Raw genomic sequence first — 19,056 nt, forward strand, 5'->3', positions numbered from 1 at the left:
AATCTCAGTTGGAGTAAGTTTCTCTTTACGATAATCCTTCAAGGAATCCTTCTGCACCTGAAATCTACTCGTTTCCACAAAGATCAGGCTCTTGTGAATCCTCGTCTTGGCACGCTCCTCCATCCATTCTCTGCCTTTAGCGTGAGAAGACATATACCAATATCTCGTCTCAGCTATATAGATATGTCAAATGGTGGCAGAGTTTCTAATATTATTACTATTAACAACTTTCTGTAGTACAGACTATTTACTATTGTTCTTATTTATTAATAAGAGACATAAATAATATTACCTTAGAACATCTTTAACTCATAAAAGCATAGAGATCCATATATTTATGCACCTCTATGCTTACCAGAAAAAGAATAGTAATTCTTAGCTTAAAAAAACTAGCCTACTACTTCTTGTTATCTGCCACAGTTTTTAAGATTACCCCTCCAACTGTGGCTACAATACCTGCAACTTTAACAACACTTTTTGCTATTTTCTCAGCTTGTTCTGCTTTCTTACCCATAATAGTTTTATTTAATGTTATACAATGTTTGTTCTTTCATTTAGTCCAACTTTATAAATTCAAAATCATTTGGATTGCAGCATGCTTTCCTGTAGTCGAAAGCATAAATGCGCATGTAGGCTTCTTGTACCTCCTTGGCTCCATTATAAAAAGGGGTGACGGTGTGCTGCATGGTTGTTACTGTCACTACCATTTCGGGAGTGAGGACGGTACCGTTCGAGCGCTTGATGCGCTTAGGCTTTACTTGAAATACTTTACTCATAGTTCATTTTATTTTATGATAACCAATTAGTTGCGATAAGCTTATCACAACTAATTAAGTTATCAGGATTATGCTTTACATTTTATTTCTTCCAATTCTTTGGCGCGTTCCTCAGAGATTCCCAATGATTTTCTTTCACGCTCCAATAATCTACGGACATTATCTGGAATTACTCCATCTTCAATTACATCATCGAGAGCTTCCATGTACTCTTTTTCTTCATCGGTAAAAGATACCAAAGAAGCCTTTACCATGTCCTCTATCTCTTGTGCTCTCGTCTCTGACAATCCGAGTTTCTGACGTTTACGTTCCAAGAACTTACGAGAATGAACATCTATTTCAGACGCATCTTCCAAACAGAACTCTACTTCTTCCTTATATGCAATCTCGTCCTCTGACAATTCAGAATTCAGACTTTGGTCAATTGAATCGGTAGCTTGACTATTAGTGACATAAGCATTGTCAAAATCCTGTAAAGGCTTGAATTTCATATCAATCTCCCATTCTATCTCTTCTGTCTTACTAAAAGTCTTATCCGTTTTAGCATCATAAGCCCCACTTGCCTTAGCAAAGAGATATTCAAAAGAACCTTTTAAGGACATTAATTGATTGGATGAAACAGTTGTTGTTTCAATAGAAGAAACATGTTCAACGTAAGACAATATATTACCATTCAGTCTCTGCTTCACCAATGTCTGCCATGTAGGATCAGAGTCATACCAAACCATTCCTTCTGGACAGAACGGCTTCTTTATTGGAGAATAGCACTGAACAAGTTCCACACCATCTTTAGACGAATAGGTGTTGGTTTCTGAACCAGAAACACCGAGGCTACCTCCTACATTTAAGAATTTGCGTCCTGCTTCTCCAGAGCGTTCTAAACATGAAGACTCAGAGTTGGAAACATCAAGACCTTTAATTCTCTTGAATTTAATTTCGACAGCTCCCAAGCATTGAGCTAAATAACATAACTCACGTACCTTTTCCATGAACAACTGCTCTGTTGCGTTTTCAAAAGGAATATAAACTCCTGGCTTCAATGGATGTCCAATATAAAGCGTATTAGGCTGCGGATGACCTACAGGAAAATTGATATAGTCAGGAATCAGCCCAAGAGAGAAAATCCATTGCACATTATCCTCCTTGTCATAGCAACCAGGAATCTGCTTGTCATTGCTTACTGTAAACAAGAACTTACGTTTATTATAATCATCATTCAAAAACGAGCTTTTGTCGCTGCTTATCTCTCGCGTCAACAACTCATACGAATTTTTTGCATTCTTTTTAAGGTCAAAATCCTCAGAATCCATAGCTGCTATAAAGCAATTACGAGCAGAACGCACATCATCAGCAACCTGTTCTATATCTCCTTTCTGTTTGAATATAGTGTATCTGTAAGGATCTTCTTCCTCGCAAAGTTCCAGAGCCAGGTCGCATGCTTCTATCGCATCTCGCATGTAAGAGTTCATTCCCTTGTGTGAATCCAATGCTCCCTTTTTGGACAAAGCCTCAGAAAGGTACATGTAAGCTACACATTTAGAATCATTATCATAGCCATTATCAGAAACAACTTGCTTTGCACAATCTATAACTTCATCATAATTTTCCTCATTTAGCAAATTAGACATGTGATCAAAAACCGTTTCTGTCTCAACATGTCCAACAGATTTTGCCATTTCCGTTAGAACTTTAGCCAATTGTTTTGCATCCTCAATGAGTTCATTCGATTCTGTAGAGTCCTTGAAGAATAAGCCTAAACGAAATTGTACATATTCCTCTTGATAATTCCAAACAAACAAAGACATTTCACGATATTCTACATGATGAATATCATTAAATTCAATATAAGTTTTATCATTTGGGGTATCATTGTCATGTATAAAGATTATTTGCTTATCAGTTATTACAAGTCCCTGATTCTTGCTACTCCAAAAAGAAGTATCACGTACCCAAAGAATTTGCTCATCTAATCCTAATCCAAAATTATTTCTAATAGCACTCTTATCTGAATCAGAAATATTCAATATCAAACAGTCATTGTTATTATGATGGCGAAGCAATGACATCACTCCACGCTTAAAGATTGATAACATATTACCATCATTCGCAGACTCGCTTTCTGTTATACGTACATGGTTTTGTACTGCCTCTATTATTTCTTTTGAGCGCTTTAATGTGATATCCAAGCCTTTTCGAACTTTACTCAAACGATCCCATTCTTCACTCGGAATACCATTTCCATATTTTCCAAAAGACTTGGAAAACTCGTCATAATATGTTTTTTCTAAACTCGTCAACTCCATATATTATATTTTTAGTCCAACTTTATAAATTCGAAATCATTTGGATTGCAGCATGCTTTCTTATAATCGAAAGCATAGATGCGCATGTAGGCTTCTTGCACCTCCTTGGCTCCATTGTAAAAAGGGGTGGCGGTGTGCTGCATGGTTGTTACTGTCACTACCATATCGGGAGTGAGGACTGTACCGTTAGAGCGTTTAAGGCGCTTAGGCTTTACTTGAAATACCTTGCTCATAATCATTCAGTTTTTAAAGTTCATATATATAACTGTTCCTGCTTTTCTGCCGAAACAGCTAGTTGTTACTTCATTTTGCAAAGATTATGCAAACGAGCGCAATGAAAGCTTGCTTTCAAATTGCCGAGTGCAGTAAATCATTTACTTTCAAGGGGCAAAGATAAGGAAAATCTGCGAACCAAACAAGTCCATAATGGTTCATAAATGAAAAAAGATGGTGCGAACCCCTACTTTCTTCACTTCCTTGTAAGTTAGGCTCTGGTAAAACCCGTAGAAAAGAAAATGCGAAAGAGGAATCCACACCATATGACGGTGTAGACTCGCTCAAACAAATTCTCGTTCTTTCTACGTTTCAATTTACCAGATTTCAACCTACAGAACTGAATAGCTTGCTCGTGTCCACAAGATGATCTTGTTTCTCTGCATCATAGCGACTTCAAGCGAGGACTTTCACCTGCCCTGTCACTAATACAATGGCAAATTTAGTAAAAATCTGATGAACCACCAAACTTTTAACAAGAAATCTTATGGATTCCTCTTATATTTTATTTTCAGGGACTCCTAACCCCTCTTCTTTCTGCATTCATACCTTATTATATAGAGTTATTGTCAATTCTGCTGCAAAACTACAATCCGGTTGCGACAAAAACTGACATAGGGAGAAGAAAAGATGAAGAGGGAAGATTAAATTGCAGATGAAATACATTCGGCAGAAAGTCCCATCGCCAGCAAACGTTGTTCTGTTTCTGTGTTGGCCTCATGTTTGCCTTCAACTCTGCCTTCTTCCATACTTCCGAGAAAAGTTGCTGAAAAAGTTTTATGGTTGCATGCAAACACATGAAGAAGAATACTCAAGTGGTTCAGTCAGCTAACTCAAGTGGTTCAATCAAGCAACTCAAGTAGTTCAGTCAGCGAGTTCAGACGTCTCTGTTAGCTGATACAGACGTCTCGATAAGCTTACAGATACGTCTCCGTTAGCCTACGCAGTCATATTCGTAACCCGATGCAGTCATATTCGTAACCCGACGCAGCCATATTCGTAACCCGACGCAGCCATATTCGTAACCCGACGCAGCCATATTTGTAACCCGATGCAGCCGTATTTGTAACCCGATGCAGCCGTATTCGTGAATAAGTTTTATGTAATCATCTATCATCCATCACGATTTGTATCCATTCTATATCTTAATATACTAATATTCAGATACTTGAATAGCGTGATAGATACTTCAAAAACGGAAATATCCATCACGCTATCCATCACGATTTGGGGTTATCCCTCACGATTTTATCACTTATTGTCTCGTGACTATTGTTCATCATGATATGCAATTGAAACGCTCGACATATGAAGTTTGCAGATTCTAAGCATTTCATTGACGGACTAATGAAATGAACGAATGTGTTTTATGATAAGCACCATATAGCACGCAGGGATTCCTGCATGCCAATGGTTAAGCTTCTATCAAATTAGAAGCAGGTATATTACATCAAGTCACACTTCTCCCCAGTGTTCTTCTCAACCTTCTCGCCATCTTTCAGGATGCGAGCCTTATAGCCAAACTTCTCAAAACCTTTCTGGAGTTTCTCTGGGGTTGTCTTGTCGGCATTATACTGTACTGTGACCGTCTGGTCTGGCACAGAAGTCTCAATGCTCTTGATTCCCTTCTCGAAGCGAAGGTTGCTCTTGATCTTATTCTCACAAGCCGCACAGTGCATCTGTGGGGTTGTGGTGAACACTACGGTCTTGATGTCCTTGGCAAAGGTTACCATTGCCACCATCATCATTATGAACATTACTAAAATCTTCTTCATAACTTTTCTATTTGCTTTAATCATTCAACTTTAAACATTTTCAATTAAAAGTGTACTCTCACTCCTGCGTAGGACATCCTGCCCTCTACAGGTCCCCAAACCAAGGTTGGCTCGAAATCGCTTCCCCATGGGTTGCCGGCACCATAGATAGGAGTTTTCTGCTTGAAACCAGTCAGGTTCTCTCCTCCCACATAGATACTCCAATGGCGGAACCATCTCGTAACCTGCGCACTCACTTGTCCGAAGCTATGGAAACGAGGAGACCATGACTGGCTTCCATCTGCCAACTGGTAAGGCTCAGGATTTCTGCCTCCACCATTCAACTGCACGGTGGCATCAAATTGCCAAAGGCCAAGTGGAGTCTTATAGGAAGCCGTGAAGAGCGCCTTATACTTGCTGGTCAATGGCTTTTCTTTCAAGATTTTGCCATAATCGTAGGTACACTTCACATCGTTCAGACGATAAGCCGCTGTTATCTCCAAGCCCTTCAGCAATGGATAAGAGGCATCTATCTGGAAGGTGTGCGAATAAGACTTGCCCATCAAATTGCAGATGGAGATAAGCCCCTTGTTGGCATCATAATCCACCACCGCTTGATTCTTGAAGTCGGTATAGTAATACTCGGCATTCAATTTCAGTGTCTTGCCAAACATCGGGATGTAGAAAGCGGTACTCATACCATAGTTCCAAGCTTCCTCTTGCTTAAGTCCATCACCCGTAATCTGAAACTCCCTGCCGCTCGCCAAGAGATAGTTGTACTCTGCCAAGCCAAATACCGTGCGATAGCCCTTACCTGCTGACAAGCGGATGCTGATGGCATCGACAGGCGAATACTTCACGTGGAAACGAGGGGTGAAGAAGCTGCCATAAAGCGAACTATGGTCGAAACGGACACCTGCCATCGCTGTTAACTTCGTGCCTAACGTATAGGTATATTGGGCGTATGCTCCTGGAGTCGTCTCCTTCTCGTTCATTCTCTGCATCTCCGACAAAAGGTAAGGAGAGTCTTCTAGCCCTACTGCCGGTCTTGGAGAAACATTCACATTGGCGCGCTGTCCCAGGTAATCATGGTTGACGCTCAAACCTACCGACAAATTGTGCTGATGAGTAAAATTGGTCTCAAAAATCAGTGAGCCATAGAGATTCTTCTCATTGAGGTCGTAGAACTTGTTGCCATACTGGGCATCGAGCTGGTGCATCGAAGCCGAGGACATGAAGGCAATATTGGTACCATGCTCGTGATTGAGGATGAAGGCATGTTTCATATAACCCTCATAGCGGTTGGTATGGAGCTTGATTCGATAAATATCATCACTATGAACATGTTCCTCATCCTGCCCACTGGTACGAATCTCCTTCAAAGCCCCAAGTCCACCATGAAAGATGTAGTGCTTGCCTTTATACAGCCAACGGTTCTGTACATTATATTGTTCTCTGCCTGGCATATCATAGAAACCATCGCCATTGTCATCATGGTTTTTGAGGATATTCTCATGATGCAACAATATCTCCGTTGCCCACTTATCCGACAGATGAACGTTGGCATCGGCGTTTGCCTCGATTCGGCTCTTGGTATCGCCAAAGAGGTTTACCTCCACCTGTTGCTCATCCTCTGGCTTCAAGTAATCCACGTTGATTTGACCTGTAATCGACTCATAGCCATTCTTCACCGAAGCACTGCCCTTCGATACCTGAATGCCTTTCATCCAAGGTCCCGGCACATAGCCCAGAGCGTATGGGATGGCTGCACCACGGAAATTCGGCAGATTCTCGGTGAGCATCTGTACGTAAGTGCCCGAAAGACCGAGGAGTTTGATTTGTCTTGCGCCCGTCGTGGCATCATTATAAGCCACATCCACCGAAGGGTTGGTCGTAAAACTCTCGCCCAGGTTGCAACAAGCCGCCTTGAAGAGCTCATCCTTGTTCACGGCGATGCCATTCACGGCACCAGCCAATCGGGAAGTGCCCGACTTGCGAGCCACCACCTTCACCTCATGCAAGGTCTCGTCCCTGAAGATGGAATCCTGAGAGGAGGAATCTACAGAGTTATTTTCTACAGAATTATTATATGATGATGACAGAGACACAACCTCTGTCTTACTATTTTTTGCATAAGTCTCAGCACCAATAACCAGCAAGGTACTGAGCAATATATATCTTGAATACATAAATATATTTCCTTTTATCCGAATCTTAAATCTTCGCTTCGGATGATTTTACCATTTTATATATGTATGCAACCCTAAGATTTTACTGATAGGGATAGGCATACGACAATCTTGGCTGCAAAAGTATAGAAAAACTTTTGCAACCTATTTGCAAATATGGAAAAATCAAATAATCAGGAAGTTAAGGAGGGCAAGATAAGCCCTTGGAGGCGAATGCGGAACATTCAGATTCCAATATCTTGCCTTTTGAATGCTACAGATAACAGGACGAGGCAACGTCTGCCAAAGGGCTGGCGCGATGCCTGCAAACACTGGTACTGCATCGAAATCCAAGTGTTGGATAGAGACCGTAGGCGACAGTTTCACCATCTCCACTTTCATGCAATGCTTGTTCACCTGTGCGCCCAGCTTACCTAGGCAACAGTCATGGTGCATGCTACGTTTCACGCAACAGTCAGTCACCATACCCACCATCACCTTGTCATAGTGAAGGCAGTGCATGACGGTAGTACCCACGCTCAAGTAAACCACCATGAGCGAGAGCATCAAAACCATCAATATGTTGAGCGAACGTTTCATACCTATTTTTTGCACCTTTCTTTTCTCAAGTTGCAAAATTAAGCATTTCCATCAAAACAATAACTTAATACCCCTATAATTTAATAACCTTTAACAGCTCTTGAATGAGCATGAATGCCCCCACTCTTTCTGTTAATCTTTACTATATTCCTGCGAGAAAACTTGCAGGATAAAGGGAATATGAGTAACTTTGCACACGAATTTCTGAAACTATTGTCTTACAAAGACATAAAATAAGAGAGAAACTATTTTTTAAGGATAATATTGACTCATAAGAACAAATGAAAAAAGGACTATTTGCACTCGCGCTGGGTACCTTTACCTTGGGCATCGCTGAATTCATCATCGAGGGCATCATCACAGACATCGCCCACAACATGAACGTTTCCATCCCAGAAGCAGGACATCTCATCTCCATCTATGCACTCGGCGTCTGCGCCGGAGCTTTCTCGTTGATTCTCATGCATAAATACAGACCCAAGAATATCCTGCTGTTCCTGGCTTCGCTCATCACTTTCGGAGCTGTCATCGCCTCAGTAGCACCTAACTACTGGCTCTTGCTCTGCGCCCGCTTTATAGAAGGTCTGCCTCATGGCGCCTACTTCGGAACGGGTACCATCGTGGCGGTGAAGATTGCCAAAGAGGGTAAGGGAACCAATGCCGTGGCAATGATGTGCGCAGGTATGCCGGTGGCCAATCTGCTGGGTGTGCCGGCGGGAACCTTCCTGAGTCACATGTTCAGCTGGCGAGTACCTTTTGTCAGTTGTATCGTACTCGGACTCATCACCTTATACATGATTCACAGATGGGTTCCGGATGTAGAAGCACTGCCAAACAACGGTATGAAGGCACAGTTCCATTTCCTCCGCAACAAGGCTCCGTGGCTCATTATCGCCGCCACCTTCCTGGGCAATGGCGGCATCCTCTGCTGGTTCAGTTATATCTCGCCGCTGCTTCAGATGGAAGGCGGATTCAGCGCAGCCAGCATCTCTCTGCTGATGATTCTTGCAGGCGGCGGAATGGTAGTAGGCAATCAGGTGAGTGCCTTGCTTGCCGACCGCTTCAAGCCGGGCCGCTTTACCTGTTATCTCCAGTTTCTGGCAGCAGCGGCACTTCTGCTCACCTTCTTCCTCGCCCCTATCGGCTGGGTATCTGTGGTGCTGATGGTCATCTGCTGCGCCTGTCTTTTCGGAATCGGATCGCCTGAGCAATTCCTCATCGTGAAGCATGCCAAGGGTGGCGAAATGCTGGGCGGCTGCTGCATTCAGGGCGCCTTCAATCTGGGTAACGCCATAGGAGCTTTTCTGGGTGGTATTCCTGTTGCGATGGGATTAGGATACAACTTCCCTGCCCTTATCGGTGTGCCGATGGCATTGGCAGGAGCCATCTGTCTGCTGATTTTCCATAAGAAATATGAATAAAAATGCGATAATCCGAAATAAATGATTATCTTTGCAAAACAAATTTCAAATAAACAAAGAAACATGATGAAACTTAACAAGACTTTCCTTACCCTGGGCTTGGCCGCAACACTCTTGCAGATGCCAGCCTCATCGCTCGCACAGACTGCGGGCGGTAACCGTCAGAATCCTCTTTTAACAAAGAGCAGTCTTCCATTCGGTGCTCCTGACTTCAGCAAGATTCAGGAGAGTGACTACCTGCCAGCCATCGAAGCGGCTATCAGGGAGCAGCGTGCCAACATCCAGAAGATAGTAAACAACAAGAAGAAGCCTAACTTCCAGAACACCATCCTCGCCTATGAGGAGAGCGGTGCGCTGCTCGAAAAGGTGACTAACATCTTCTTCGGTCTCACCAGTGCCCACAAGACTCCGGGCATCGCCGAAACCGAAAAGAAGGCTACCCCATTGCTGACCGAACTCGACAATGAGATTTCGTTCAACAAGAAACTCTTCGAGCGCATCAAGTATGTTTACGATAATGAATATAAGAAACTCAAGGGCGAAGACAAGCGCCTTACTGAGGTTATCTATAAGAGTTTTGTACGTTCAGGTGCCCTTCTTTCTGCCGAGAAGATGGAGCGCATGAAGCAGATCAACTCCCGCATCTCTGAGTTACAGCAGGAATGGGGCAACCTTCTTCCTGCCGCTACCAACAACGCCGTGGTTTGGGTAAACAGCAAGGAAGAGCTCGCCGAATTGAGCGATGCTGACATTGCACAATGCAAGAAAGATGCTGAGAGCCGCGGAGGCAAGGCACCTTACTGCATCGTCATCATCAACACCACCCAGCAGCCTATCCTTTCCAATCTCCAGAACCGCGAATTGCGCAAGAAGGTGTATATGGCAAGCATCCACCGTGCCGATGGTACTAACCCAAAATTCAACACCTTCCCTATCGTAACCGAGATTGCCAAGTTGCGTGCCGAGAAGGGCAAGTTGATGGGATATGCCAACTATGCCGACTATGCGCTCGAAAAGACGATGGCTAAGAACAGCAAGAATGTGGATGATTTCCTGAAGCAGCTCATCAAGGAATATGCTCCTAAGGCTGATGCTGAAACCAAGGCGATAGAAGCGTATGCCCAGAAGACGGAGGGCAAGGACTTCAAGCTGCAGCCATACGACCGCTTCTATTATTCTGCGAAGATGAAGAAGGAGATGCTCAACATTACCGATGATGAGATCAAGCCATACTTCAACATCGACAGCGTACAGGTGAATGGTGTGTTCTATGCCGCCCATCGTGTTTACGGACTGAACTTCAAGCAGCGCAAGGATATCCCAACCTATCACCCTGACATGAAGGTATTCGAGGTAAGCGACAAGAACGGCAAGCCAATCGCCCTCTTCTACAGCGATTACTTCCGCCGTCCTACCAAGCGTGGCGGTGCATGGATGAGCGCCTTTGCCAAACAGAGCAAGCAGCGCGGCCAGTTGCCTATTATATATAATGTATGCAACAATGCCAAGGCACCGGAGGGTCAGCCATCTCTCATCACATGGGATGAGGTTACTACCCTGTTCCATGAGTTCGGTCATGCGCTTCACGGAATCCTTTCCAACTGCAAGTACAATACCCTTTCAGGAACAGCTGTTGCCCGCGATTTCGTAGAGATGCCATCACAGTTTAACGAATCGTTTGCATCTATTCCGGAGATATTCGACCATTACGCCCGTCATACCGAGACCGGTGCTGCGATGCCAGCCGACCTGAAGGAGCGCATGCTGAAGAGCATCAGCTTCCAGACCGCTTATTCACTGGGCGAGAATCTGGCTGCGACCTGTCTTGACCTTGCCTGGCACAAGATTAGCGAAGAAGAGGTGCCTTCGCCTTATATGGCAGGCGCCTTCGAGAAGGAAGAGCTCCACAACATCGGTTTGCTCAACACCCAGATTCCTCCTCGCTACAGCACATCATACTTCAACCATGTATGGGGCGGCGGTTATGCTGCAGGCTATTACAGCTATCTCTGGACAGAGGTGCTGGCTGTGAACATCGCCGACTACTTTGCAAAGCATGGTGCCTTGGATCCAGCCGTTGGTCAGGCATTCCGCGATAAGATTCTGAGCCGTGGCAACACCAAGGACCAGATGGAAATGTTTACCGACTTTACAGGTATGGAGAAGCCAGATGCTTCCGGATTCCTGAAAGCAAGAGGTTTGTAATGCATAAAATTACGATATGAAACAGACCAGCTTTCATTCAGTAAAGTTGAAGATAAAGCGTACGGCACTACTGGTAGTAGGCCTTACGCTTTTTCAGCTTCTAGCCTGGGCAGGACCTCGCAGTTTCCAACAGGCACAGGCCATTGCCGAGCGCCAGGCAGCCCTGCAAGGCATCGTAATGGACCAGCAGCAGGTAAGCAAGGCTAGAAAACAATATCAGCAGGAAGGTAGCAGTTCTTCGGAGACTGCTACCAGCTACTATGTTTTTGACAACGGAGCAGACAAAGGATTCACCATTGTTTCGGGCGATGATGAACTGCCGGAGATTGTGGGCTATTCGGCTCATGGCAACTCTGAGAATCTGATGAAGACAGAAGGATGTGCAGCGTTTCTGAAAGCTTATCAGAAGTTTGTTGCAGCCTTCAACCAGGGTGATGCCAAAGCCAGAAAGATTTTGGCTGAGCAGAGAGCGCTGAAGGCTGATGCCCGTTATCAGCAATCAAAGATAGCGCCGCTCTTGGGAGATATTGCCTGGAACCAGCTGACACCTTATAATAAGATGTGTCCTAAATATAGAGGTTCTAGCCAGAGTGCTACAGGATGCGTAGCTACAGCCATGGCACAGGTGATGATGTATTATCAGTATCCTAAAGAGCTGAAGGCTACCATTCCCGCTTATACCACCACAACAAATAAGCTCAAGGTTAATGCCATCAGCAAGGGTGAAAATTATGACTGGGACAACATGCTCCCAACCTACACCCAAGGAAAATATAATACCACTCAAGCCGATGCAGTAGCCAAACTGATGTTCCATTGCGGTGCGGCAGTACAGATGGATTACGGACCTTCTTCGGGTGCATGGGTACTCCCAGAAGATATGTCAACCTATTTCGGTTATGATGCAGACCTCTTGCAGGAGGTTTACCGCTCATTCTATACGCTGGCAGAATGGAAGGAGATTCTCGACCGGGAGTTGGAGGCCAAGCGCCCTATCCTCTATGGCGGTGCTGCTTCTGATGAAAGCGGCCACCAGTTTGTCTGCGATGGTTCTGACGGAGAAGGTCTCTATCACATCAACTGGGGCTGGTCAGGCCACAGCGATGGATACTTCGACATCACCCTCCTCGACCCTGAAGTCCGTGGAACAGGTGCCGGCACATCGGCTAACGGCTATAACCGCGCCTGCTCCATCATCATCGGTATTGCGCCGGACAACGGAATCAAGGATAAGCCGCTGATAAAAGAGCATTCTCTTTACGCTGACGCCTATAAAGATTACAGAAAATGTAACATCACCAAGGGCGAGCGCAAGAATGCATCAGAGAAATTCTCGCTAACGGTTACACCTGTATTTTCTAATCCTACCTACAATAAGTTCGAAGGCTTAGTTGCTCTTGGTATCAGAAAAGATGACGGTTCATATACGCCAATCACGCAGAGTTCCAAGTTAAAATTTAACGCGATGGATCCAGAGGAAGGATATGAACTCGACTTTATTAATTTCAACCTCAACTATGCCTTCCCTGTCGGCGCCACCGTTCTTTACGAAATCTACAGTACTGATAATGGTAAGAACTGGGATGTATGTGCCTATATGGAGAACGTTGTTCCGTTCGAACTGGAAGCTACAGCCACATCGCTTACGCTGAATGGCAATAAACTTTCGGCTGAATTAAAGAGCAACGAGGCAATCCGGCTTAAAATGGACAATTCGTTTGATATTACCATCAGGAATGACAGCCAGCGCGAATATCTCGGTCTGATAAACGTTTACACCAGCAAAACCAACACGAAGCCAACCTTTAAAGAAGGCTCAAGCAGCGCAGAGGAATACATGTGTGTACCGGCAGGTGAGTCTACAACCCGCACCATTACATTAAAGCAGACAGCAAATGAAATGTATGTTTGGGTAACCGACCGTAATGGCGAGATCTTATTGGACGGAGTGAAGTTTAAGGTTGGTCAGATTGGTGCTGGCGAGAGTACAGGCATCAGTCAGATAACCGCCCAGAACAACGTCCGCATCAGTTCTGCAGCCGGTGTACTCACGATTGTTTCCGCAGAATCCAAGTTGATTCCTGTTTACAGTATCGGAGGCCAGTTTATCACCAAGGTATCCGTTTCAGCCGGTGTTCCTGTCCAGGTTAACCTGCGTCCAGGAATCTATATCGTAGCCGGCAGAAAGGTAGCTGTCAAATAACAGCCCCTTGCCGTTTCCCATAAAGAACTGGTGGGCATAACATTTTTAAAACTTTTATCAGAAAACTCTTGCTGATATGAAAATAAAGTCGTAACTTTGCGGTAGCATTTTAAAACAGATGATTATGAAACAGGTAGAAGAAAGATATATCAGTTTGCTTACAGACTTCGGTTTCAAGCGGATTTTCGGAACAGCAATGAACAAGGATTTGCTGATTTGTTTTCTCAACAGCTTGTTTGATGGCAAACAGGTTGTTAAGGATGTGAAGTATCTGAACCCTGAACATGTAGGCGATGTCTATGCTGACCGCAAGGCTATCTTTGACGTATACTGTGAAGGAGAAAACGGAGAGAAGTTTATCGTTGAAATGCAGAATGCCTATCAGACTTACTTCAAGGACCGTTCTCTGTTCTATTCCACATTTCCTATCCGTGAACAAGCACCAAAGGGAAAGGATTGGGATTTCAAACTCAATCATGTCTATACAGTTGCTTTGCTCAACTTCGACATGAATGAAGATGCTTTCGAAAAGGAAAAGATTCGCCATAGCGTGCAGCTTTGCGATACCGCCACTCACAAGGTGTTCTACGATAAGTTGGAATTCATCTATGTTGAGATTGCTAAATTTGACAAATCCCTAGAGGAACTAGAGACACTTTACGACAAATGGCTTTATGCGCTGAAAAATCTCTACAAACTTACCCAACGTCCTAAGGAGTTATGTGACAAAGTCTTTGACCGTCTTTTCGAAGAAGCCGAGATATCCAAGTTTACCCAGCAGGAGTTGCGTGAGTATGAAGCCAGCAAGATGGCCTATCGCGACATCAAAAATTCCGTTGATACCGCCAAGCGGGAAGGAATTGCAGAAGGCATGGAGAAAGGCATAACCCAGCGAAACTTTGAGATTGCAAGAAAGATGCTGGCAAAGGGTATGAATGAAGCGACTGTCTTGGAGATAACGGGACTGTCTGCAGAGGAGATACAGCTGCTGAAAGCGGAGATATAAATTACAAATAACACTCGAAAGAGGGTGTGTCATAAGTTAATGACACACCCTCTTTCTTTATCCTTTAATAGCCTGAGGTGTCCAGCTCTTCAGGAATCTGAGCACCTTTTCTTCGTTATATCCCTTACCTTCTTCCAGGAAACTGGAATCCTGGATATGGAGAACCTTTCCAGTTTCATCGAGCACCACAAAGACCGGGAATCCGAAACGCTGAGGATTGTTCAGTCGTTTCATCAGCTGCTCAGCCTTCTTCACCGCCGCATCACCGGCAGTTTTTCTGCGATTGTAGTTCACATGAATATATTCAAAATGATCATTCACCATCTTGTTGACCGCAGCATTCTTCTCTACAAAATCGGCAAACTTCAAGCACCATGGGCACCAGTTACCACCTACCTGACAGATAACAAACTTGCCATTCTTCCTGGCTTTAGCCAAAGCCTCATCAATCTGAGCCATCGGATCGATGCTTTCATTATACACCTTCTTGAGAGCAGTCTGCACCTGAGCAGGTTTCAAAGCTCCAGCCTGGTCGAGCGAATCCAGTTTCTTCATCATCTCCTCCGCCTTCACGGTAGAGAATGCAACCTTACCTTCCGGATTGATCAGATAAGAGGTAGGAATCCATGAGATATGATAATCCTTGGAAATCTTAGTTTCCTTCCATTTCTTAAACTCACAGTATTGCAACCAGCTATACTGATTATCGCCCAGATATTTCTTCATCTTAGCCTCGTCGGTATCAAAAGAAACACCCACTACCTGGATCTTGGTATTGTATTTGTCATAGATAGCCTTCACCATCGGCATGTCTCTTCTGCAGTCTGGACACCAGGAAGCCCAGAAATCGAGCACGGTCCAGACACCCGGAACCGTCTTTCCGTCTTTATCCTTCTGAGTCTTCTTATCTGAAAGCTGGAAGATTTTCTTACCCGTCTTACTGTCAGTAATCGTAAAGTCGGGAGCCTCGGTGCCTACAGGCAGCAAGTCAAGCGAAGTCTGTGCTCTACCGACGACAGCCGTCATCAGGAGCAAAAAGAATAATAGTTTCTTCATACAATTTTTCTGTTTTGTCTGTTACTTCAAATATATATATTAATATTAACCATCGAAACTAAAACTGATAATAAATGAACGGTTGCACACTCTCCTGGGAAACCTCCACCACCATCTGCAGACAGATGATGAAGAGCAGCAGTTTAGCCACCCAAGGCAGGAGGATGAACCGCGCCTGAAGACGGTGATACTGGCGCTCGGTAAAGAGATAGCTCAACATGACACCTATGATGCAAAGCGTCCAGGCAGGACGGGCATGGAAGAAAGGCACCAGATAATCGATACTGAAATCATTTGCCACCTTATCATACATCTTCCCCAGCACACCCAAATCCTTGGCACGGAAGAACGACCATGCAAAGCATATATATAAATAGGTAATGAGCCAGCTGAGGGAATTGCCAGCCAGCGTACGGGGAATGCTTATACCCAACTGACGGCTGAAGAACTTATGCACCACAAGTCCGAAACCATGAAGAGCACCCCAGATGACGAACATCCAGGAAGAGCCATGCCATAAGCCTGCCACCAGCATGGTGAGGAAGTTGTTGAAATACATGCGCACCTTTCCCTTCCGGTTTCCACCCAGCGGAATATACACATAATCGCGGAACCAGAAGGAAAGCGAGATGTGCCAGCGACGCCAGAACTCGGTAACCGAGAGCGAGCGGTAAGGGAAATAGAAGTTGTCGGGCAGATAGAAGCCCAAGATGGCTGCCACACCGATACTCATATCGCTGTATCCCGAGAAATCGAGGAAGATCTGGACAGGATAGCCGATGAGCGCTGCCAGATTCTCAAAACCCGAGAAGGTTTGCGGCGCATCAAACACCCAGTTGTTGAACTGTGCGATATAATCGCTCAGCATATTCTTCTTGACCAGTCCCAGCATAATGAGGAAGAGTCCCGTCCAAAGCATTCTGCTGGAAGCCTGTTCGTTTCGTTTCAGTCTGGGTATCAGGTTGGCGGCACGGGTGATAGGACCCGCCATCAGCAGCGGAAAGAAGGTGAGATAGAAGCAATACTCCAGGAGCGTTACCTCCATGTCAAACTTGCGCTTATAGGTATCTACCGCATAGCTGATAGCCTGGAAGGTATAGAACGAGATACCTACAGGCAGAGCGATAGACTGCAGGGAGAAGTTGGTGCTGAACATCTCGTTGACTACATCGCCAATGATGAAATTGGTATATTTGAAATAGCACAGCAGAGCCAGGTCTACAAGCACTACGAAGGTGAGCAGCGCCTTGCGTGCCTTTCCCTCATGCAGTCTCATTTCCTGGGTTACGGCATAATTGATGCAAGCCGTAAGCGGCAGCATCCACATCACCATTCCGTTCACCTTATAGGCAAAGAAAAGGCTGAAGCAGATGACATACATCATCATGGCTGTGCGCGAATAGCTCTTGAGCAGGGTATAAATGGCAAGGAAGAAGATAAAGAGCAGCGCAAACGGAATGCTGCCCATCATCAGCGGAGAATCTGCCTGATAAACAAACAGCCGCTCTATCCAATGCCACAAGGCACTTATTTCGAATGTTGAATAATTCATTTGTCTTTTCTGAAGATATTATTTATTGAACTCTTTCTTATACGGAGTCTTTATGGTTTACATGTTTTACCGCTGGAACCGTCTTGTCAGCAGCCGGAGACGTTTTTCCTGCAGTTGCAGGTTCCTTGGTTGCAGCAGGACTTTCTGTGGTTTCAGGCACAGTTCCCTCAACAGGCATAGAAAGAGAATCCTTCTTCATAGCCGTGTTGTCTGCCCTATGTTTGGTTCCAGGAGGCAAGATGGTAATCTGTCTGTATCTGCGGTCACGCTTATCCGGCATTTCCAATCGGAACGGATGCACACAATGACCGCTATTCATCCACTCTACAATCTTATCCATCCACATGGCAGATGAAGCCATAGTCGGATGCCGGCCGTCTTTCTGGCGTTCGAAGGTAAGTTTGTAACTAGGATAATAGCCTCGTGGTCCCATCACCTCACGAAGGAGTTTGTTATATCCATTATCCTCACACCAGTTTGGCGGACCGATCCATATCGTCGGAATATTACCAATCTTGCTTAGGATGGAACGGATGCGTTTTTCACATCCCTTCATATCAGACGTATACAGTTCGTTGCTGCCCAGACATACAAAGACATGGGTAGGTTGGATACGTTGGATATAATGCTGCAGGGTATCGGTAGCAGCCCAGTTTCTGGTGCCCGAACTCACCCAGGTAATACAGGTGAGCTTATGTCCGTTCTTGTTGGCATAATCAGCCAGTCGCAGACCTAGATATTCCGACATCGAGTCGCCGAAGATCAGTACTCGCTGCGCCGCCGTATCCACGGGTTCCTTTATCATGCTGTCAGCCTTTTCCTCTTCAGCAAGCTCTGCCTCGCTTTTACCGGTGAGCGCATCCATTCCAATCTGTTTCAGCGGAATGTTTTCAGCCACTTGCTCTGGAATGAAGGCATAAGCCAGCAGTCCTCCAATGGCTATTGCCAGCAGGGCTATCATTTTCCAGGTTTCTTTCATTTTATATCTTTAATGAGTTTTGGTTATTCTTTTTCTTATACATTCGCCCGACATTACAGCTGAAAGGGAGTGAGCACATTGAGCAACTTTCCGAAATCGGCCTTCGAGATGCGCCTTCCTCTCAAACTGCGCACCTGCGGATAGTCTTCGAAATAGTTCTCCATCGTAGTATACCACTGATGAGAAACCACTTCCCTGACCATCTTCAGTTGATTTTCGATGCGACGGGCAAAACTCGGATTCACTCTCGAGAGATAATGTCTTCCATCATTCATTTCGATGGCAAGCATCAGATAAATTTGCGGTCCCTTCTTCTCTTTCCTACTTCTTACGGTTTCGCTTACCTTCCAACCCTTGGTGGATGTCGATACTCTGATATCCCAGCCATACTGGCTGTTGAGCTTATCCATCAGTCCCTTGAACACAACCCCGTGAGCCGAGGTATCTTTCAGTCCCGTATAACCGATGATGTAATGTATCATCTCGTGGAGCAAGACACTCTTTGCCTGCTTGTCGGTCATATCATAATAAGTAGACATGGAGAGTTTGAAATCGTAGAGTTTGGTGCGTCCCCATCTGGAGGCCCGCTTATAGGCAAGTTGCCCCAATCGAGTCTTGGCATGAGTAAGTCCGAGTTCAGGAACAGGCAGCTTTCCCCCGAAATATTCCTGGTCGAAACGCCTGAACCACTCCTCCATCCATTCTATTGTAACAATCATGTATGTATATTTATTCAATAATTATTCAGTTCTGTATATCA

14 protein-coding genes are annotated in these 19,056 nt (G+C 44.8%); 4 read left to right on the forward strand and 10 right to left on the reverse strand.

What is annotated here, in order from left to right; all coding sequences use genetic code 11:
* Positions 1 to 554: 554 nt before the first annotated feature.
* From F7D47_RS00560 to F7D47_RS00585, 6 genes are all read right to left on the reverse strand, one after another.
* Positions 555 to 776 carry a DUF6140 family protein gene (locus tag F7D47_RS00560; RefSeq protein ID WP_153086433.1) on the reverse strand — a complete coding sequence of 74 codons (222 nt, stop codon included), beginning with the start codon at positions 774 to 776 and terminating at the stop codon, positions 555 to 557.
* Positions 777 to 844: 68 nt separating this feature from the next.
* A complete protein-coding gene (locus F7D47_RS00565) occupies positions 845 to 3,079 on the reverse strand; it encodes a hypothetical protein (RefSeq protein ID WP_153086434.1) in 2,235 nt (744 codons plus the stop codon).
* Between the two features lie 11 nt (positions 3,080 to 3,090).
* Complete coding sequence (locus F7D47_RS00570; RefSeq protein WP_094446865.1) at positions 3,091 to 3,312, reverse strand: DUF6140 family protein; 222 nt, start codon at positions 3,310 to 3,312, stop codon at positions 3,091 to 3,093.
* Positions 3,313 to 4,797: 1,485 nt separating this feature from the next.
* Positions 4,798 to 5,127, reverse strand: coding sequence for a heavy-metal-associated domain-containing protein (locus F7D47_RS00575; protein WP_153086435.1), 330 nt, complete (start codon positions 5,125 to 5,127; stop codon positions 4,798 to 4,800).
* 44 nt (positions 5,128 to 5,171) lie between these two features.
* Positions 5,172 to 7,295 carry a TonB-dependent receptor plug domain-containing protein gene (locus F7D47_RS00580; protein WP_194252639.1) on the reverse strand — a complete coding sequence of 708 codons (2,124 nt, stop codon included), beginning with the start codon at positions 7,293 to 7,295 and terminating at the stop codon, positions 5,172 to 5,174.
* A gap of 165 nt (positions 7,296 to 7,460) precedes the next feature.
* Positions 7,461 to 7,874 carry a hypothetical protein gene (locus F7D47_RS00585; protein ID WP_153086436.1) on the reverse strand — a complete coding sequence of 138 codons (414 nt, stop codon included), beginning with the start codon at positions 7,872 to 7,874 and terminating at the stop codon, positions 7,461 to 7,463.
* A gap of 281 nt (positions 7,875 to 8,155) precedes the next feature.
* Between F7D47_RS00585 and F7D47_RS00590 the strand changes: the two genes are divergently transcribed.
* The 4 genes from F7D47_RS00590 to F7D47_RS00605 all read left to right on the forward strand — a co-directional run bounded on the left by F7D47_RS00590 (position 8,156) and on the right by F7D47_RS00605 (position 14,709).
* Positions 8,156 to 9,295 carry an MFS transporter gene (locus F7D47_RS00590; RefSeq protein ID WP_153086437.1) on the forward strand — a complete coding sequence of 380 codons (1,140 nt, stop codon included), beginning with the start codon at positions 8,156 to 8,158 and terminating at the stop codon, positions 9,293 to 9,295.
* Between the two features lie 63 nt (positions 9,296 to 9,358).
* Positions 9,359 to 11,500 carry a M3 family metallopeptidase gene (locus F7D47_RS00595; RefSeq protein WP_437181634.1) on the forward strand — a complete coding sequence of 714 codons (2,142 nt, stop codon included), beginning with the start codon at positions 9,359 to 9,361 and terminating at the stop codon, positions 11,498 to 11,500.
* Between the two features lie 16 nt (positions 11,501 to 11,516).
* On the forward strand, positions 11,517 to 13,703 hold the full coding sequence (locus tag F7D47_RS00600) for a C10 family peptidase (protein ID WP_153086438.1): 2,187 nt from the start codon (positions 11,517 to 11,519) through the stop codon (positions 13,701 to 13,703).
* A gap of 118 nt (positions 13,704 to 13,821) precedes the next feature.
* A complete protein-coding gene (locus F7D47_RS00605) occupies positions 13,822 to 14,709 on the forward strand; it encodes an Rpn family recombination-promoting nuclease/putative transposase (protein ID WP_153086439.1) in 888 nt (295 codons plus the stop codon).
* A gap of 57 nt (positions 14,710 to 14,766) precedes the next feature.
* Here F7D47_RS00605 and F7D47_RS00610 read toward each other — a convergent pair whose 3' ends face one another.
* Genes F7D47_RS00610 through F7D47_RS00625 form a run of 4 tightly spaced genes read right to left on the reverse strand, consistent with a single transcriptional unit; the run spans position 14,767 to position 19,015 of the window.
* The gene (locus tag F7D47_RS00610) at positions 14,767 to 15,765 is read right to left on the reverse strand and encodes a thioredoxin-like domain-containing protein (protein ID WP_153086440.1); all 999 of its coding nucleotides are present in this window, start codon (positions 15,763 to 15,765) and stop codon (positions 14,767 to 14,769) included.
* A 58-nt stretch (positions 15,766 to 15,823) separates the two neighbouring features.
* Positions 15,824 to 17,317: an MBOAT family O-acyltransferase gene (locus F7D47_RS00615; RefSeq protein ID WP_153086441.1), complete on the reverse strand. Its 1,494-nt coding sequence runs from the start codon at positions 17,315 to 17,317 to the stop codon at positions 15,824 to 15,826.
* A 37-nt stretch (positions 17,318 to 17,354) separates the two neighbouring features.
* Complete coding sequence (locus F7D47_RS00620) at positions 17,355 to 18,296, reverse strand: hypothetical protein (RefSeq protein WP_153086442.1); 942 nt, start codon at positions 18,294 to 18,296, stop codon at positions 17,355 to 17,357.
* 53 nt (positions 18,297 to 18,349) lie between these two features.
* Entirely contained in the window at positions 18,350 to 19,015 is a 666-nt protein-coding gene (locus F7D47_RS00625) for a SprT-like domain-containing protein (protein WP_153086443.1), read from the reverse strand.
* Positions 19,016 to 19,056 lie beyond the last annotated feature (41 nt).

The organism is Segatella copri (assembly GCF_009494835.1).
In the GTDB taxonomy this organism is placed as follows: Bacteria; Bacteroidota; Bacteroidia; order Bacteroidales; family Bacteroidaceae; genus Prevotella; species Prevotella copri_F.

What these genes read in the sequence shown, in the direction of transcription:
- F7D47_RS00565 (WP_153086434.1), bottom strand. Translation starts at nt 3,079, where the DNA reads ATGGAGTTGACGAGTTTAGAAAAAACATATTATGACGAGTTTTCCAAG.
- F7D47_RS00560 (WP_153086433.1), bottom strand. Translation starts at nt 776, where the DNA reads ATGAGTAAAGTATTTCAAGTAAAGCCTAAGCGCATCAAGCGCTCGAAC.
- F7D47_RS00625 (WP_153086443.1), bottom strand. Translation starts at nt 19,015, where the DNA reads ATGATTGTTACAATAGAATGGATGGAGGAGTGGTTCAGGCGTTTCGAC.
- F7D47_RS00615 (WP_153086441.1), bottom strand. Translation starts at nt 17,317, where the DNA reads ATGAATTATTCAACATTCGAAATAAGTGCCTTGTGGCATTGGATAGAG.
- F7D47_RS00575 (WP_153086435.1), bottom strand. Translation starts at nt 5,127, where the DNA reads ATGAAGAAGATTTTAGTAATGTTCATAATGATGATGGTGGCAATGGTA.
- F7D47_RS00610 (WP_153086440.1), bottom strand. Translation starts at nt 15,765, where the DNA reads ATGAAGAAACTATTATTCTTTTTGCTCCTGATGACGGCTGTCGTCGGT.
- F7D47_RS00600 (WP_153086438.1), top strand. Translation starts at nt 11,517, where the DNA reads ATGAAACAGACCAGCTTTCATTCAGTAAAGTTGAAGATAAAGCGTACG.
- F7D47_RS00595 (WP_437181634.1), top strand. Translation starts at nt 9,359, where the DNA reads ATGATGAAACTTAACAAGACTTTCCTTACCCTGGGCTTGGCCGCAACA.
- F7D47_RS00605 (WP_153086439.1), top strand. Translation starts at nt 13,822, where the DNA reads ATGATTATGAAACAGGTAGAAGAAAGATATATCAGTTTGCTTACAGAC.
- F7D47_RS00585 (WP_153086436.1), bottom strand. Translation starts at nt 7,874, where the DNA reads ATGAAACGTTCGCTCAACATATTGATGGTTTTGATGCTCTCGCTCATG.
- F7D47_RS00590 (WP_153086437.1), top strand. Translation starts at nt 8,156, where the DNA reads ATGAAAAAAGGACTATTTGCACTCGCGCTGGGTACCTTTACCTTGGGC.
- F7D47_RS00570 (WP_094446865.1), bottom strand. Translation starts at nt 3,312, where the DNA reads ATGAGCAAGGTATTTCAAGTAAAGCCTAAGCGCCTTAAACGCTCTAAC.
- F7D47_RS00580 (WP_194252639.1), bottom strand. Translation starts at nt 7,295, where the DNA reads ATGTATTCAAGATATATATTGCTCAGTACCTTGCTGGTTATTGGTGCT.
- F7D47_RS00620 (WP_153086442.1), bottom strand. Translation starts at nt 18,296, where the DNA reads ATGAAAGAAACCTGGAAAATGATAGCCCTGCTGGCAATAGCCATTGGA.